Annotated in this window: 17 protein-coding genes; 6 read left to right on the top strand and 11 right to left on the bottom strand. The window is 43.8% G+C overall.

The features are described 5' to 3' along the window. Positions 1 to 59: 59 nt before the first annotated feature. The 7 genes from NZD81_RS14090 to NZD81_RS14120 form a co-directional block, all read right to left on the bottom strand. Positions 60 to 596: an SH3 domain-containing protein gene (locus tag NZD81_RS14090; RefSeq protein WP_136653838.1), complete on the bottom strand. Its 537-nt coding sequence runs from the start codon at positions 594 to 596 to the stop codon at positions 60 to 62. A 109-nt stretch (positions 597 to 705) separates the two neighbouring features. Further along, entirely contained in the window at positions 706 to 1,623 is a 918-nt protein-coding gene (gene rbsB, locus NZD81_RS14095) for a ribose ABC transporter substrate-binding protein RbsB (RefSeq protein WP_069150446.1), read from the bottom strand. Between the two features lie 12 nt (positions 1,624 to 1,635). Then, positions 1,636 to 2,604, bottom strand: a complete 969-nt coding sequence (gene rbsC / locus NZD81_RS14100) for a ribose ABC transporter permease RbsC (RefSeq protein ID WP_282373722.1) — start codon at positions 2,602 to 2,604, stop codon at positions 1,636 to 1,638. Between the two features lies 1 nt (position 2,605). Further along, positions 2,606 to 4,087: a ribose ABC transporter ATP-binding protein RbsA gene (rbsA, locus tag NZD81_RS14105; protein WP_282373721.1), complete on the bottom strand. Its 1,482-nt coding sequence runs from the start codon at positions 4,085 to 4,087 to the stop codon at positions 2,606 to 2,608. A 15-nt stretch (positions 4,088 to 4,102) separates the two neighbouring features. Further along, complete coding sequence (gene rbsD / locus NZD81_RS14110; RefSeq protein ID WP_282373720.1) at positions 4,103 to 4,498, bottom strand: D-ribose pyranase; 396 nt, start codon at positions 4,496 to 4,498, stop codon at positions 4,103 to 4,105. Continuing rightward, entirely contained in the window at positions 4,495 to 5,376 is an 882-nt protein-coding gene (rbsK, locus tag NZD81_RS14115; RefSeq protein WP_136653835.1) for a ribokinase, read from the bottom strand. The genes rbsD and rbsK overlap by 4 nt, the downstream gene beginning before the upstream one ends. Further along, positions 5,369 to 6,358 (bottom strand): LacI family DNA-binding transcriptional regulator, encoded by a 990-nt coding sequence (locus tag NZD81_RS14120; protein WP_282373719.1) that lies wholly within the window; start codon positions 6,356 to 6,358, stop codon positions 5,369 to 5,371. The genes rbsK and NZD81_RS14120 overlap by 8 nt, the downstream gene beginning before the upstream one ends. Before the next feature lie 783 nt (positions 6,359 to 7,141). Between NZD81_RS14120 and pgsB the strand changes: the two genes are divergently transcribed. The 5 genes from pgsB to pgdS all read left to right on the top strand — a co-directional run bounded on the left by pgsB (position 7,142) and on the right by pgdS (position 11,512). Next, positions 7,142 to 8,323: a poly-gamma-glutamate synthase PgsB gene (gene pgsB / locus NZD81_RS14125; RefSeq protein WP_003227883.1), complete on the top strand. Its 1,182-nt coding sequence runs from the start codon at positions 7,142 to 7,144 to the stop codon at positions 8,321 to 8,323. Between the two features lie 14 nt (positions 8,324 to 8,337). Next, positions 8,338 to 8,787 (top strand): poly-gamma-glutamate biosynthesis protein PgsC, encoded by a 450-nt coding sequence (gene pgsC / locus NZD81_RS14130; RefSeq protein WP_003227889.1) that lies wholly within the window; start codon positions 8,338 to 8,340, stop codon positions 8,785 to 8,787. An 18-nt stretch (positions 8,788 to 8,805) separates the two neighbouring features. Continuing rightward, a complete protein-coding gene (gene pgsA / locus NZD81_RS14135; protein WP_040081622.1) occupies positions 8,806 to 9,948 on the top strand; it encodes a capsular polyglutamate synthetase PgsA in 1,143 nt (380 codons plus the stop codon). A gap of 14 nt (positions 9,949 to 9,962) precedes the next feature. Continuing rightward, positions 9,963 to 10,130, top strand: a complete 168-nt coding sequence (gene edmS / locus NZD81_RS14140; RefSeq protein ID WP_014665607.1) for an extrachromosomal elements maintenance protein EdmS — start codon at positions 9,963 to 9,965, stop codon at positions 10,128 to 10,130. 140 nt (positions 10,131 to 10,270) lie between these two features. Continuing rightward, positions 10,271 to 11,512 carry a gamma-DL-glutamyl hydrolase gene (gene pgdS, locus NZD81_RS14145; protein WP_282373718.1) on the top strand — a complete coding sequence of 414 codons (1,242 nt, stop codon included), beginning with the start codon at positions 10,271 to 10,273 and terminating at the stop codon, positions 11,510 to 11,512. A 34-nt stretch (positions 11,513 to 11,546) separates the two neighbouring features. On the opposite strand, the gene ywtE is transcribed toward pgdS, so the two are convergent. Continuing rightward, positions 11,547 to 12,407: a 5-amino-6-(5-phospho-D-ribitylamino)uracil phosphatase YwtE gene (gene ywtE / locus NZD81_RS14150; protein WP_014665605.1), complete on the bottom strand. Its 861-nt coding sequence runs from the start codon at positions 12,405 to 12,407 to the stop codon at positions 11,547 to 11,549. 156 nt (positions 12,408 to 12,563) lie between these two features. Further along, the gene (tagT, locus tag NZD81_RS14155) at positions 12,564 to 13,532 is read right to left on the bottom strand and encodes a polyisoprenyl-teichoic acid--peptidoglycan teichoic acid transferase TagT (RefSeq protein WP_014665604.1); all 969 of its coding nucleotides are present in this window, start codon (positions 13,530 to 13,532) and stop codon (positions 12,564 to 12,566) included. A gap of 332 nt (positions 13,533 to 13,864) precedes the next feature. Between tagT and NZD81_RS14160 the strand changes: the two genes are divergently transcribed. Beyond that, entirely contained in the window at positions 13,865 to 15,238 is a 1,374-nt protein-coding gene (locus tag NZD81_RS14160) for a sugar porter family MFS transporter (protein WP_040081624.1), read from the top strand. 36 nt (positions 15,239 to 15,274) lie between these two features. Here NZD81_RS14160 and gerBC read toward each other — a convergent pair whose 3' ends face one another. Together gerBC and gerBB are read right to left on the bottom strand one after the other, a co-directional pair. Then, a complete protein-coding gene (gene gerBC, locus NZD81_RS14165; protein ID WP_282373714.1) occupies positions 15,275 to 16,399 on the bottom strand; it encodes a spore germination protein GerBC in 1,125 nt (374 codons plus the stop codon). After that, a complete protein-coding gene (gerBB, locus tag NZD81_RS14170) occupies positions 16,396 to 17,502 on the bottom strand; it encodes a spore germination protein GerBB (protein ID WP_282373712.1) in 1,107 nt (368 codons plus the stop codon). The genes gerBC and gerBB overlap by 4 nt, the downstream gene beginning before the upstream one ends. Between the last annotated feature and the right edge of the window lies 1 nt (position 17,503).

Here is a 17,503-nt window from a genome sequence, read left to right on the forward strand (position 1 = left end):
AATGTGACAAATCCATTCATAATAAAAGGGATTCCGCACAAATACGGAATCCCTCTCAGTTATTTTGTCATGCGTAAATCCTGTGTTTTCATATAACCTGTCGCACCGCCGTAATCAACGAATACCCAATCAAAATCAAAACCGCCTTTATTCGTTTTACTCCAGCCTAAAAAAGAAACGCTTGTGTTTGCTGGGAGAGTCTTAATGCTCTTTCCGTCAGCGGATGTGTATACTTTCGTTTTTGTTTTGGTTTTTACTGTTGTTGCTGCTTTTACAATGTAATGAGTGGAGACAAAGCCTGTTTTTCCGTTTTTATAATGAACCTTTGCCCAGTCAGCACTTGAGAAGGAAATCAGCTTTAAGCTATCGCCTAAGTGCAGTGTATCGGCTTTCTGGCTTGATGCGGAAGCCTTCGTTCTGACATTTAGAGCCTCTGCTGACACCAAATAAGAATCAATCGGATAACTGTATAAATCGTCAATGCTTACAGTTGTTTCTGGCTGTTGAGCATGGATCGTGTCAGCGCCGCCTGCAGCAGCCGCAGTCATTCCAGCCGCAAGTGCTAAAGTTGAAAATATCTTTATTGGTTTGTTCATGTCGTTCCTCTCCTCACGTAAGAGAAATAATTCATTCTATATCCCTATTCACGTTATCGCAGGTTTCTAAACATGAAAAAGGATCAGATAAAAATCTGATCCTTGACTATTATTTTTGTGTTTCTAGTTTGAGAGGCGCGGATATTGATTTTTTTACTTTTTTTCCGTGCAAAATGTCATCTGCTGCTTCTGTAGCCAGTTTACCGATTAATTCAGGCTGCTGAGCGACGGTGGCTGATAGCTTTCCGTCTTTAATGGAAGCGAGCGCATCTTTATTGCCGTCAAAACCGATCACCAATATGTCTTTCCCCGAACTGTTAATTGCCTCGAGAGCACCGAGCGCCATTTCGTCATTGTGAGCAAAAACAGCTTGGATATCAGGATGCCCCTGCAGCAGATTTTCCATGACTGTCAGGCCTTTGGTGCGGTCAAAGTCAGCTGATTGTTTTGTGACGACATTGAGCTTTTTATCTGCAATGTGATGGAAGCCTGAGCCGCGTTCCCGTGTGGCAGATGCGCCAGGCACGCCTTCTAGCTCTGCTACCTTTGCTCCTTTTCCAAGTTTGTCGGCAATAAACGCCGCGGCCATTTCACCGCCTTTTATATTATCGGAAGCAACGAGAGTTTCAACTTTTCCTTGTTCGGCGGATCGATCGATTGTGACGACGGGCACACCGACTGCGTTTGCAGATTCTACTGCCGTTGAGATCGCCGAAGAATCAGTCGGGTTGATTAATAATGCATCAACGCCTTGCTGAATTAAATCTTCCACGTCACTTGTCTGTTTCGATGAATCATTTTGTGCATCCACAATGATCACTTTCATTCCCCGTTTTTCAGCTTCTTTTTCGATGCCCTTTTTTAATGAGACAAAAAAAGGATTATTAAGCGTTGAGACGGACAAGCCGATGGTGAATTCCTTTTTGTTCCCCGAGTTTGACGGCTTTGCCCATTGGGGAGGCTCAAGCGAACAGGCGGTTAACAAAAATAATGATAACGTTAAAATGACGGATACAGCCTTTTTCATGTGAAAACCCTCCTATGCTGACTTCTTGCGGTCTAACAATACCGCAATTAAGATGACAATCCCTTTGACAACCAGCTGATAAAATGATGAGACGCCAAGCAGATTAAGCCCGTTATTAAGTGTGCCGATGATCAGCACCCCGATTAACGTGCCGACAATGCGTCCGCGGCCGCCGGAAAGACTTGTCCCGCCTAAGACGACTGCCGCGATAGCATCAAGTTCGTACGATTCCCCGGCAGTCGGCTGGGCTGAATGCAGGCGGGAAGTCAATATGGCACCTGCAAGAGCGGACAAAAGTCCGGCTAAAGAATAGATTATCACTTTCACGCGTGTCACTTTGATGCCTGAAATGAGCGCGGCTTTTTCGTTGCCGCCGATAGCGTATGTTCGGCGTCCAAATGGTGTTTTATGAAGAAGCACCCAAAGGATGACAAAGGCAAGAACCATCGTAATTGCCGGTACAGGAATGCCTAAAAAGTAACCGCGTCCGAACATCTGAAAAGCGTAGTTTGTGCCAAGTCCGGTAATTGGATTTCCGTCAGTATACACAAGCGTCAGTCCGCGAAACACAGTCATAGTCGCAAGTGTGGCGATAAAGGGCGCCATTTTTCCTTTTGTGATCAATAATCCGTTGATCATGCCGAGCATGGCACCAATGATACAGCCAAGGATGATCGCGAGAACCGGATCAACACCGGATACAATCATTCCCGCAACTAAAGCGCTGGACAGAGCAAGAATAGCGCCGACAGAAAGATCAATGCCGCCTGTCAAAATCACAAACGTCATGCCGAACGCGATTAATCCGTTAATGGCGACCTGGCGAAGCAGGTTTAATATATTCAGCGGTTCAAGAAAGCTGGGATTTAAAATAGATACAATGATTACGAGAATAAATAAACCAAGAAACGGGCCGAGTTTTTGCATGACTCCGTCGAAGTGAATCCGTTTTTGTTCTGTTTGCAGTTGTTCCGTTTTCATATTACCGCCCTCCCGTGGCAAGTGTCATAATTCGTTCTTGTGTTGCTTCTCGCGCATTGATTTCTCCGCTGATTCTGCCTTCATGGATCACGATAATCCGATCGCTCATTCCGAGGACTTCCGGCAGCTCTGATGACACCATGATGATAGCGACGCCGCGTTCGGTCAGCTCATTCATCAGCGTATAAATCTCTCGTTTGGCTCCAACATCCACACCTCTGGTTGGCTCATCCAAGATAAGCACTTTCGGTCCGATGCCGATCCACTTGGCTATCACCACTTTTTGCTGGTTTCCACCTGACAAATGGCGTGCGTGCGTTTCCGGTGATGCTGTTTTGATAGTCAGGCGTTTGATTAACAGATCGACAAATTCAGCCTCCCGCTTGTGATCAATCAGACCCTTTGGTGAAAAGCTGGACAGATTGGGCAGGGCAATATTCTCGCGAATCGAGGTGTCGAGCAGAAGCCCTTCATCCTTGCGGTTCTCTGTAATAAAGCCGAGTCCTTTTTTCACCGCTTCCTGCGGGTTCTTAATAGCTGTCTTTTTCCCAGCGATCCATATTTCGCCCGTGTCCAGCCTGTCAATGCCGAACAGCGCTCTCATCATTTCTGTCCGGCCGGCTCCCATTAATCCTGATACACCGACGATCTCACCGGAACGAACATAAAAGCTGACATCTTCAAAACGCCCTTTTACGGAGGCATTTTTCACCTCGAATACTTTGTCACCGAGAGAAGGAGCGCGTTTTGGATATCGTTCAGTCAGCTCCCGTCCGACCATTTTTTTGACGACGTCATCAAAATCAGTTTCTGAGATGTTTGTTGTATCCACCGTTTTTCCGTCACGCATGATGGTAATTCTGTCGCAAATCGCAAAAATTTCTTCCATGCGATGAGAAATATAGACAATGGAGACGCCGTTCTTTTTTAATGCTGTAATGACCTCAAAGAGCTTGCTGATTTCTCGTTCGGTCAAAGCAGCGGTCGGCTCATCCATAATGATCACTTCGGCATTTGTCATAAGCGCTTTTGCGATTTCAATCATTTGCTGCTGTCCAACAGAACATTCACCAGCTTCTTGATCGAGAGAAAGAGAGACAGAGAGTTTATCAAATTGCTCTTTTGCTAGCGCTTTCATTTTTCTTGTTTGTAAAACGCCCAGCTTGGAGGATATCTCCTTACCGATAAATAGATTCTCCAGAACAGTCATTTCCGGCCAGATATTCAATTCCTGATGGATAAAGGCTATCCCATGCTGTTCCGCTTCTTTTGGATTGGAAAAATACGTTTCGTTTCCATTTATGCTGATTTGACCTTGATCCGATTTGTGCAGGCCTGTAAGAATGTTCATAAGCGTGGACTTGCCGGCGCCGTTTTCTCCCATTAACGCGTGAACCTCGCCAGGTAAGAGCTGAAAGGAAACGCCTGATAGCACCTGGTTTTTTCCAAATGCTTTATGAATGTCTTTCATTTCAATCTGCATGTTTTCTCCTCCTTTCTAGAAAAGCACACCCGCCTGCAGGATGCAGTTGGCATATGGTGTGAATTCACCCGTTCTAATGATGGCTTTTGCTTCTTTTGTCAGCAGCTTAAACTCCTCGTGCGAAAGGTATTCAATCTTTTGTTTAGAGAAAAGATTTTCTAGAAATCTCGCATTCTCCTGATTAGATGCTTTTATTTCAGCTGCGGCAATGACTTTTTCGACGACCATCTCGTCAGCGAGCACTGCCACTGTATCTTGGAAAGCCGGAAGACCCGGCTTTAATGAAAGATCAATTTTCAAAACACCGTCAGGGACCGGCAATCCGGCATCCGCAATGACAACTTTATCAGTGTGGCCAAGGTCAGCTAAAAGCTTGGCAAGATGGCTGTTCAGTATACCGTGTTTTTTCATGACAGCAGCTCCTCTACTTCATTTCTTGTCGGCATTCCGCCTTGGGCACCGAAGGAACAGACAGAAAGGGAAGCAGCACGATTGGCAAACCGCAATGCAGCTTCAATGTCTTTTCCTTCAGCCAGAGCCACGGCAAACGCTGCATTAAACGTATCACCAGCTCCGGTTGTATCCACGGGCTCAACAGGGAAGGACGGGATGAGCACCTCTTTGCTGCCAGCTGAATAGCGGACGCCTTGTTTTCCTTCTGTAATAAAGAGTTTTGCCGGATAAAGCGCCAGAACTTCAGAAATGGTAAGCTCAGGGAATAAGAGCGAAGCCTCGTGTTCATTCGGCGTGAGATAGGTGGCGTGATCAATTGTTTCCTGCTTCAGCGGGCGGGCCGGTGCCGGGTTTAGCATGATCGGGATATCGTGGGAATGGCAGTATTTGCACACCTCATCAACGGTTTCCTCTGGGATTTCCTGCTGAATCAGGACCATATCGACCTTTTCAATCTGTTCAAGCGCATGTATCGCATACGCTGGAGTGATGTCATCGTTCGCGCCTTTGACAACGACAATGCTGTTATCACCTTCAGCAAGCACAATGTGGGCGGTTCCGCTTTCTTTGTGTGTAACCGGTTCCATATAGTCAATGCGAACACCGTTTGCTTTTAAGTTATTCAAAATAGCTGTTCCATAATGATCGTCTCCAACCTTCCCGACCATAAATACTTGAGCCCCAAGTCTTGCTGCGGCAACCGCCTGATTTGCTCCTTTGCCGCCCGGCACAGTTTGAAACGACGTGCCAAGAACCGTTTCACCGGCTTTTGGGCGTTTGTCTGAGGTGACCACTAAATCCATAGAACAACTTCCAATCACACAAATATTACGCATCATCATCTTCCTTTCTTGTCGTCTTTCTTCCTATATAGGTGACAGGCATTTGAATGGCCGTTTCTGCCAGCGGCTGTTTTTTGATGATACGCAAAAGCAGTCTGGCTGCTTCTTTCCCCATATCATATGATGGCTGTTTAATTGTAGACAGTGGCGGGAACAGCAGCTCGCTTTGCGGAATATCATCATAGCCGATAATTTGAATGTCCTCCGGCACTTTTTTTCCGCGCCGCAATGCTTCATGTAAAACTGCAGCGGCTTGAATATCGTTACTCGTGATCACACCGTCTGTCGCTGGATAAGCGGCAAACAGCTTCTCCGCCATTGATTGTGCATCTTGAATAGAAAACGAAGCCGTCTCAATGACCTGAAAATCAACTTCAGCCTGCTGTAAGATTTCCAAAGCGCCGTTAAAGCGGTCCTGAGCGGTCGGCAGGTGAGCGGGGCCTCTCAAGAGCGTAATGCGCCGGCTTTTTCCGTTAATGATAGCTTTGGCGGCTAACTTTCCTCCTGTAAAGCCATCACTGGACACAGAAGGGGCCCCTTCAAGAGTTCTGTCCAGAAAAACGACCGGATAATTCATGCCGCTGTATTCCTCAAGATCCGGGTAATTCGTTGCGGCAATAATGCCTGCAACATGGTTTTGCTTAAATGTTTGAAGGTACTCAAGTTCCTTTTTCAATTCCTCGTCACTGTTGCCGAAAATAAGGCGATAGCCCTCCTGGTTCAATTCATCCTCCGCACCGCGGGCAAGCTGGGGGAAGAAAGGGTTTGTGATATCCGGGAGCAAAAGTCCGATCAGCCGGGATTCTCTTTTATATAAAGATCTGGCGACTTCATTCGGGTAATAGTTCAGCTTCTCCATCGCCGCTATGACACGGGTTCGCGTTTCTTCGTGTACATAGCCGTTATCATTCAGGACGCGGGAAACCGTCGCAACTGAAACGCCCGCCGCTCCGGCGACATCTTTAATTGTAGCCAAAACAGCTCCTCCTCATTTATGTAACCGTTTACATAGATAGATTATCATGGGTGATCCGAAGTTGGCAATAAAAATATCAAAAGAAATCTATTTGTAAATTGTATATATAATTGAAAAATTTAAGGTTTTCACTCTTTTTTTGACAAAGTCTTCACAAATATGGATGAAGATTTCTTGAACAAATATTAAGTTTTATTAAAATTGTTTCAATGTCATGCGTTTAGACCTGTAAATGAAAAGAAACAGGAAAGACTATCAGCCCAGAAAATGTTTAATTATGTTAGAGAATTCGGACTCGTAAATTTAGCGTTTTCATCTTGGAACTCCTTAGTCATTTTGGAATGGGCCTCATATTGCTTATTCCATGCAGAAAGGATGACATTATGACCTTATCCTTAAGAAACAGGATCAAACTATTTTGTGTTCATAAGAACCGGAAACATGCATGAGAGCAGGAGAAGTTTGATAATACAGGCTGAAAAAAAGATTGATTTGAAATGCATATTAAATTTAAACAGCAGGCTGTGACTATACGTACAGAAGGATATCAGAAGAAAAATGAAAGCGCATTCCTTTTGATTTTTAAAAAAAGAGATAAGGTATAAGTCCTGCTGTTTACCAAAAATAGAAAACAGTTTGTAGGTATAAAATCTCTTTCAAAAGAGAATTTTGGCTTAGTCGATGAGGGGAGATTATGTTACATAATGCCGATTGAGAATTCATAGTGATTCTATATACTGATGAATGAATTTACAACAATATAGAAGGAGATGTCGAAAAGCAATGTGGTTACTCATTATAGCCTGTGCTGTCATACTGGTCATCGGAATATTAGAAAAACGACGACATCAGAAAAACATTGATGCCCTCCCTGTTCGGGTGAATATTAACGGCATCCGAGGAAAATCGACTGTGACAAGGCTGACAACCGGAATATTAATAGAAGCCGGTTACAAGACTGTTGGAAAAACAACAGGTACAGATGCAAGAATGATTTACTGGGACACACCAGAGGAAAAGCCGATTAAACGGAAACCACAGGGGCCGAATATCGGAGAGCAAAAAGAAGTCATGAGAGAAACTGTAGAAAGAGGGGCTAACGCGATTGTCAGTGAGTGCATGGCTGTTAACCCGGATTATCAAATCATCTTTCAGGAAGAACTTCTGCAGGCCAATATCGGCGTCATTGTTAACGTTTTAGAGGATCATATGGATGTCATGGGGCCGACGCTGGATGAAATTGCGGAAGCGTTTACCGCTACTATTCCTTATAATGGCCATCTTGTCATTACAGATAGTGAATATACCGAGTTCTTTAAACAAAAAGCAAAAGAACGAAACACAAAAGTCATCATTGCTGATAACTCAAAAATTACAGATGAATATTTACGTAAATTTGAATACATGGTATTCCCTGATAACGCTTCTCTGGCCTTGGGTGTGGCTCAAGCACTCGGCATTGATGAAGAAACAGCATTTAAGGGAATGCTGAATGCGCCGCCAGATCCGGGAGCAATGAGAATTCTTCCGTTGATCAGTCCGAGCGAGCCTGGGCACTTTGTTAATGGGTTTGCCGCAAACGACGCTTCTTCTACTTTGAATATATGGAAACGTGTAAAAGAAATCGGTTACCCGACCGATGATCCGATCATCATCATGAACTGCCGCGCAGACCGTGTCGATCGGACACAGCAATTCGCAAATGACGTATTGCCTTATATTGAAGCAAGTGAACTGATCTTAATCGGTGAAACAACAGAACCGATCGTAAAAGCCTATGAAGAAGGCAAAATTCCTGCAGACAAACTGCATGATCTAGAGTATAAGTCAACAGATGAAATTATGGAATTATTAAAGAAAAGAATGCACAATCGTGTCATATATGGCGTCGGCAATATTCATGGTGCCGCAGAGCCTTTAATTGAAAAAATCCACGAATACAAGGTTAAGCAGCTCGTAAGCTAGGGGGAAATGCAGACATGTTCGGATCAGATTTATACATCGCACTCATTTTAGGTGTACTACTCAGTTTAATTTTCGCGGAAAAAACAGGGATCGTGCCGGCAGGACTGGTTGTACCGGGATATTTAGGACTTGTGTTTAATCAGCCGGTCTTTATTTTACTTGTTTTGCTAGTGAGCTTGCTCACGTATGTCATTGTGAAATACGGTTTATCCAAATTTATGATTTTGTACGGACGCAGAAAATTCGCTGCCATGCTGATAACAGGGATCGTACTGAAAATCGCATTTGATTTTCTATACCCGATTGTACCATTTGAAATCGCAGAATTTCGAGGAATCGGCATCATCGTGCCAGGTTTAATTGCCAATACCATTCAGAAACAAGGTTTAACGATTACGTTCGGAAGCACGCTGCTATTGAGCGGAGCGACCTTTGCTATCATGTTTGTTTACTACTTAATTTAATGTAAGGTGTGTCAAACGATGAAAAAAGAACTGAGCTTTCATGAAAAGCTGCTAAAGCTGACAAAACAGCAAAAAAAGAAAACCAATAAGCACGTATTTATTGCCATTCCGATCGTTTTTGTCCTCATGTTCGCTTTCATGTGGGCGGGACAAGCAGAAACACCGAAGGTCAAAACGTATTCTGACGACGTACTCTCCGCCTCATTTGTCGGCGATATTATGATGGGCCGCTATGTTGAAAAAGTAACGGAGCAAAAAGGGGCAGACAGTATTTTTCAATATGTTGAACCGATCTTTAAATCCTCGGATTATGTAGCAGGAAACTTTGAAAACCCGGTAACCTATCAAAAGAATTATAAACAAGCAGATAAAGAGATTCATCTGCAGACGAATAAAGAATCGGTGAAAGTATTGAAGGATATGAATTTCACGGTTCTCAACAGCGCAAACAACCACGCCATGGATTACGGCGTTCAGGGGATGAAAGATACACTTGGAGAATTTGCGAAGCAAAACCTTGATATCGTTGGAGCGGGGTACAGCTTAAGTGATGCGAAAAAGAAAATTTCGTACCAGAAAGTCAATGGGATAACGATTGCGACGCTTGGCTTTACCGATGTGTCCGGGAAAGGCTTCGCAGCTAAAAAGAATACACCTGGCGTGCTTCCCGCAGATCCTGAAATCTTCATCCCTATGATTTCAGAAGCGAAAAAATATGCGGACATCGTGGTTGTGCAGTCACACTGGGGCCAAGAGTATGACAATGATCCAAACGACCGCCAGCGCCAGCTTGCAAGAGCCATGTCCGATGCGGGAGCTGACATCATCGTCGGCCATCACCCGCACGTCTTAGAACCGATTGAAGTATATAACGGAACCGTTATTTTCTACAGTCTCGGAAACTTTGTCTTTGACCAGGGCTGGACGAGAACGAGAGACAGTGCACTTGTTCAGTATCACCTGAAGAAAAATGGAACAGGCCGCTTTGAAGTGACACCGATCGATATCCATGAAGCGACACCTGCACCTGTGAAAAAAGACAGCCTTAAACAGAAAACAATTATTCGCGAACTGACGAAAGACTCTAATTTCGCTTGGAAAGTAGAAGACGGAAAACTGACGTTTGATGTTGATCATAGTGACAAACTAAAATCTAAATAATCGGAGTGATAAAGATGAAATTTGTCAAAGCCATCTGGCCGTTTGTTGCCGTAGCCATCGTGTTCATGTTTATGTCAGCTTTTAAATTCAATGATCAGCTGACAGATCAGGAAAAACAGAAGATTGATACAGAGATGCATAAAATCCAACAGCAGGAAGAAACGGCAAGCACCAATAAATAATTCAAAAAAGAGAGTGTCTGATGAGACACTCTCTTTTTATTTACCCAGCATATTCATTCTGTAAAAATTTCAAAATGTTGCTTAACATATTCAAAAAAATACCGATGTTAAAACTGCAAAAAGAGGAGGAGATACTAAAAGTGAACTCACTAGCAAACTGGAAGAAGTTTTTGCTTGTGGCGGTTATCATTTGTTTTTTGGTTCCCATTATGACAAAAGCGGAGATTGCGGAGGCTGATACATCATCTGAATTGATCATCAGCGAAGCAAAAAGCCTGCTTGGTTATCAGTATAAATACGGCGGTGAATCGCCGAAAGAGGGCTTCGACCCTTCAGGATTAATACAATATGTTTTCAGTAAGGCTGATATTCATCTGCCGAGATCTGTAAACGACCAGTATAAAATCGGAACAGCTGTAAAACCGGAAGACCTGAAGCCGGGTGATATTTTGTTTTTCAAGAAAGAGGGAAGCAGCGGCACTGTTCCGACACACAACGCTCTCTATATCGGAGACGGCCAAATGATTCACAGTACACAGTCAAAAGGGGTTATCATCACCAATTACAAAAAAAGCAGCTATTGGAGCGGGTCTTATATCGGGGCGAGACGTATCGCTGCCGATCCGGCAACGGCTGATGTTCCTGTCGTTCAGGAGGCTGAAAAATATATCGGCATTCCATATGTGTTTGGCGGCAGCACACCGTCAGAGGGCTTTGATTGCTCGGGGCTTGTGCAATATGTGTTTCAACAGGCACTCGGCATTTATCTGCCGCGATCAGCCGAACAGCAGTGGGCAGTGGGCGAGAAGGTAGCCCCTCAGAATATAAAACCAGGTGATGTCGTCTATTTCAGCAATACGTATAAAACAGGAATTTCGCATGCAGGCATTTATGCGGGCGGGGGCAGGTTTATCCAGGCAAGCCGATCAGAAAAAGTAACCATTTCCTATTTATCAGAGGATTACTGGAAATCGAAAATGACGGGCATTCGCCGATTTGACAACCTGACAATCCCGAAAGAAAATCCGATTGTATCCGAAGCTACGCTTTATGTCGGAGAAGTGCCTTACAAACAGGGCGGAGTGTCTCCAGAGACAGGATTTGATACAGCTGGATTTGTCCAGTATGTATACCAGAAAGCAGCCGGTATTTCCCTGCCTCGATACGCAACAAGCCAGTACACAGCCGGCACTAAGATTGAGAAGGCGGACCTGAAGCCGGGAGACATTGTGTTCTTCCAATCAACAAGCTTAAATCCCGCCATCTATATCGGAAACGGACAAGTTGTTCATGTCACATTATCAAACGGCGTGACCATCACCAATATGAACACGAGCACGTATTGGAAGGATAAATACGCAGGAAGTATACGGGTGCAATAAAAAAAAAGACTCCAGAATCTCTGGAGTCTTTTCTTTATGCATATTGCCCTGAAAGAAGCTGATCTATAAAGTAGGCCACACCATTTTCGTCATTGCTTTTTGTGACAAAGGTGCTTTTTTCTTTTAATTCATCAATCGCATTTTCCATGGCGATACGGTGTCCGGCGACTTCAAACATGGACAAATCGTTCGGACTGTCGCCGATCGCATAGATATCCTGTGTTTCAATTCCGTATATGTCAGCCAGCTTTGTTAACGCGCGTCCTTTTCCTGAAGAGGCCGGCAGGATTTCAATAATATGTTTTCCGGAAGAGGTTTGCGCCAGTTTTTTATGATGCTTCAGCTCTTCCTTCGCTTGTTTCAGCTTGTCCATATCAAAGGAGAAGCAAAGAAGCTTATAAATGTTTTCACCGCCCTCAAAAACAGATTCGATATGAGGGATTGGTTTAATGCCAAACTGCTTGAATTGAGTCATGGCCCCTTGCCACAATTCATCTGTCTGTTCGTTTGGATTTGCGCTCTTTAGAATGTCTAGCTCCGCGTGCAGCTTAGCTTCGCCGTCAAAAGGAGAAAGCAGATGGTCATCTGTATATACCTCAAAGTAAATGTTTTTTGACAGTAAGTAATCAGCAATCGCTTTGCCGGCTTCCTGATCCATTAATGTCCGGCTGATCAAACGGTAACCCGTGTCGTGGATCGTGCCGCCATTAGCCGCAATGATTGGGATGTCCAAGTCATCCAGCAGCGCTTTTACATCAAATGTTGCTCTTCCCGTGCAAATGGTGACGAGAATGCCGGCATCAACGGCCCGCTTGATTGCCGCTCTGTTTTCTGCAGAAATGACGCTTTCTTTATTTAACAATGTTCCATCTAAATCAATCGCAATACATTTCATATGTAGGGGAAACCTCCTTAAAAATGAAGCTGCTTCGTGTAGTATGTTCAGCTTGCCTGCGAAACATAATCCATATAAACCAAGGCTAAACGTTACTTTGAAAATTTTCAACAAGGAAATATGTAAAACGGGATGGCGTAATCGCCATCCCGTTCATTATACACCTAAATCATTTTGCAGCTCTTTTTTCACTTCCTGCAGCTTTTGCTGATCCAATTTGAAATAATAAACGCCGGCAGGTTCGTAATCATAACCCGTCAGCTGAATAGACTCAACTGATTTCAATGAAGTGATGAACGGGAACAGGCCGATAGCATCTTTAAGAGATAAGTTCATTTTCAAATTTTGTCCCATCGTATCGACAATATCATCATAAGCTGGTATTGAGCTCAATGATTTTGACTTATCTATAATAGCGCTCAGCACTTCCATTTGTCTTTGCCCGCGTAAAAGGTCACTGTCCGCTTTACGTGTTCTTACGTAAGCGAGCGCTTCTTCCCCATCAAGCGTATGTGTTCCTTTTTGAAGAACGACTTTGCCTTTTGTATCTTTTTTGATTTGCTGAATGACCTTATCGCTTTTTACTGTTACTTTGACGCCATTTAACTCGTTTACGACGTCTTCAAAAGCCGTGAAATTGCTTTCTACGACATAATCCACGGGAATATCCAGCATCTCTTCAACTGTTTTCACAGTCAGATCAACGCCGCCGTAGGCGTGAGCATGTGTGAATTTATCATACCCGTGGCCGGGGATGTTGACATAGGCGTCACGCGGGATGCTCAGCATTTTAGCTGTTTTTTCTTTCCGATTAAATGTAACCAGCACATTCGCGTCACTTCTTGCCTGATCGACGGTCTCGCCGTTTTTCTCTCTGGCATCAATCCCTAAGAGCAATACAGAAAAAGAATCCTTTCCAGGATCAAATTCTTTAATCCGTTTTACTGATTGTTCTCCGCGTGCTAGGCTGACGTGCGCTTCTTTAGAAGCATTGTTCAGCTTTACAAAAGCATAGGCGCCGACAGAGCCTGCCGCAATGACTAAGAAAGCCATTAAACCGACAACGACTTTCACCCATTTTCTCAGTTTTCTCTTTTTCTTTCTGCGCTGTGATCGTTCTTCCATATATCAATACCTCACGTTTCTTTAATATTTGAAGCGTACCATTCATTTTGCCATGGGGCAACTCCTCGAAAGACATTTTCCGATAAATATTCCTATATTTATAATTTCTTGTTTTTGAAAATTGATAACGATGATGTGCTGAATCACCTTATATTGGACGCTGGAACAGGTAAAATGTTTCGGTGACATTGAAAAAAATTCAAGTAAATGATTGGAAGACTCATGATCTACAAAATTAAAAGGTTTAATGACCGGAAAAAGAGGCTAAAAGATTTCTAAAAAAATCCCACAGACTATCTCATTGCAGCTGATGGAGAAAGGGAGTCATTTTTATGAAAAAGCAGTCAAATATATGGCTTTATTTTTTCGGAGCTCTTGGTGGCGCGTTATATGGCTATGATACCGGAGTGATTTCCGGAGCTATTTTATTTATGAAAAAGGAATTAGGATTGAATGCGTTTACAGAAGGGCTTGTTGTCAGCTCCTTACTGGTTGGGGCGATACTAGGCTCGGGAGCGGCCGGCAAGCTGACTGACCGTTTCGGAAGAAAAAAAGCAATTATGGCGGCCGCGCTGTTGTTTTGTATAGGCGGTCTTGGTGTGGCACTGGCCCCAAATACGGGAGTCATGGTGCTGTTTCGCATCATTTTGGGACTTGCAGTCGGAACATCGACAACAATCGTGCCGCTTTATTTATCTGAACTGGCGCCAAAGCATAAGCGCGGGGCGCTGTCATCACTGAATCAGCTGATGATCACGGTCGGCATCCTTCTTTCTTATATTGTCAATTACATATTTGCCGATGCTGAAGCGTGGCGCTGGATGCTTGGATTGGCTGCTGTACCGTCACTGCTCCTGCTCATTGGCATTTTGTTTATGCCGGAGAGCCCGCGGTGGCTGTTCACGAATGGCGAAGAAAACAAAGCGAAGAAAATTCTTGAAAAGTTGCGTGGCACAACAGATATTGATCAGGAAATACATGATATAAAAGAAGCGGAAAAGCAGGATGAAGGCGGCCTGAAGGAGCTGTTCGATCCATGGGTGCGCCCAGCCCTGATTGCCGGTTTGGGATTGGCATTTTTGCAGCAATTTATCGGAACGAATACGATCATCTACTATGCGCCAAAAACCTTTACAAACGTCGGGTTCGGAAACTCCGCTTCAATTTTAGGAACGGTCGGAATCGGCACAGTCAATGTTCTCATGACATTAGTAGCGATTAAAGTCATCGACAAGATCGGAAGAAAGCCGTTATTGCTATTCGGGAATGCGGGGATGGTGATCAGCTTGATCGTTCTCGCTTTAGTAAATCTCTTTTTCGGTGACACTCCGGCTGCCTCATGGACGACCGTCATTTGTTTAGGTGTGTTTATCGTTGTCTTTGCAGTCAGCTGGGGGCCGGTTGTCTGGGTGATGCTTCCTGAATTGTTCCCGCTTCACGTCAGAGGAATCGGGACGGGTGTTTCGACCTTAATGCTGCACGTTGGGACACTCATTGTTTCACTAACCTATCCAATGTTAATGGAAGCGATCGGAATCAGTTATTTATTCCTGATTTATGCCGCAATCGGTATCATGGCCTTCTTATTTGTCCGATTTAAAGTGACAGAGACAAAGGGAAAAAGCCTTGAAGAAATTGAGCAGGATTTACGGGACAAAAACGGACAAGGAGGACAGGCCGGAAAACAGCAAACTGTCGGAACATAAAAAAGGTGCGCAATCCATGCGCACCTTTTTAATTGCTCACTTTCCTACCGAGCCAAAATTAATGATTTTAAAAGAAATATTGTACCTAAAATCAGCCTCAGTAAATATTTCATCCCAATGCCCTTTTACTTTATTCCAGTAGTCAGGGTATTGAATCCTTATGTGGTTTGAGAAAAAGACTGGATCGGTTTTATACTCGTGCTGCAGTTTATCCATCACCTGTTTTACATCTCGTTCAAGCTTTTTTTCAAAAATGTTTTCCAGCCTGTGCAAATAACTTTTGCTAAAGGAGTTTTCATTCGGGTTTTGGTCTTCTGTCAGGATGCCCTTCGTTTTAACAGAAATATGAAAGATAGGCTTACCGTTTTCAATTTCCGGCTTAATTTTGGTTTTCGACTTTTTGATTTCAAACGTAATCGGATGCCCTTTATCTGTTGTCGGCATGACACCGCCTTGGATCGTCCCCATGACCCATGACAGTGTTTGGGTTTCATCAGCTGAAAGAAACCCAACGAGTTTATTGCTGCCCCTTTTGATAATGCCTGCTCCGTCATACTTGGCTTTTCCCTTTTCGTTTTTCACGGCTTGAATAAGATAACTGTACCCGTTCTGAGAGTAGACAGAAGCTCTTCCGATGCGCAGCGGTATCATAATCTTACCGTTATACCCGCTGTGAGTAGTCAAATCAATCAGTTTTTCGGAGGGCATTGGCTGCTGCTGATTGGGGTTTCCTTTTGTAAAGATATCAGCCGCCTTCCCTCTGGCTGCCATCAAATAGCTGCTTCGCCGCAACTCATCATCCCGGATAAAGTGGTTGAAGACTTGGTCAACATTTTGATTTCTCATCAGTTTTTCTCCCAAAAGAATCACTTTTAAATGATCGCTGTAAACAGGAGGGTCCTTGATGGATACATCACTGACTGCTTCCAGGATCGTCTTCCCGTGGGATGTCACATTAACAAATTCGGGTTTTCCGGATGATTGGCTGTCTTCGCTTTGGGGAAGCAGGTTTTGATACGTCAGTTTGTACTGGTGATCATCTGTCTCATCGATTGCCAGCCCTCTGGCAAAGGATAGTTTCTCGATATTTTTGACATCCCAGCACCCGCAGAGGGCCAGCAGCATAAAAAACATGACTGCGAGCTTTGTTGCTGTTTTCATTGCAGCTGACCCCTCCCTAATTTTTTCTGTATCCAGCTTAAAAACCAGACGAAGAATGGAATTGTAATCACAATTAAGAAAGCATATCCAAGAAGTGTCCCGTAATAAAACACATCGTTCAAGTCCTTGGGATACATCGTTATGAAAAATGTCGCAGCCAGCATTGCAGTCAGCAGCCATGCATTATTTTTATTTTTCAGATGAAAGATTTCCGTTAACCCGATATGGGCGCCTTTAAAGGATCCGAGCATACAGGCAAATTGCTGGGCTGTCCAGGTCAGCTGTAAGAACAAATCAAATCGTTCAATAAAGATACCCGGAACCTCTAATGCATGAATAAGGGAAATGGTCGGCCATGTCACCGTTTTTGCCTCAGCCACAGTCATACAGCCAATCACAATGAGCAAAGTAATGCTGTAGAACACTGTGGAAATCGCGATGCCCAGAGCGACAGCCTTTTTTACTTGCTTCGGATCTCTCATAAAAGGGACCAGGTAAAAAATGATTTCAAATCCTGAGAAATATAATAGTGTTTTTGGGAATAAAGAGAAAAAGCTTTGATAGCCTCCTTCAAAAACCGGCCGGATAAAATCGAGCTGGAACAAGCGAAAGCTGAACATCAGAAGCATCATAAAAATAATAAGGGTAATGGGGAAAATATAAGCGTATACCTTTGCAATTGAATAAACGCCTCCGCCCACATGATAGATGGCGACTGCAAGAAATATAAACACCACAACTGCCATTGGCGTATTTTTCAACAAAAAGAAACCGACAACCTCCCCTAAAATCCGTGCTTGATAGCCGACAATCCCAATGAAATAAAGACAGATATACAAATTTAATAGAAGGCCGATGAATTTTCCAGCTACAATGCTGTTGAGCTTATAAAGAGTTTTTCCGCTGTTTTTTTGAAGAAAAGGCAAAAAAAGCAGAACGATGATAATAAAAATAACGCCCTGCAGCAGGATCATAAGCCATCCGCTCGGACTGTCGGTTTCGGCGGCTGAGCGGGGAAGAGTTAACACCCCGGCACCGATCAATGTGCTGCTGATCATAATGAGCGTCTGCATAAATGTCAGTTTATGCTCTGATTTCCTCATA

This window comes from Bacillus sp. B.PNR1 (genome assembly GCF_030386235.1).
In the GTDB taxonomy this organism is placed as follows: Bacteria; Bacillota; Bacilli; order Bacillales; family Bacillaceae; genus Bacillus; species Bacillus stercoris.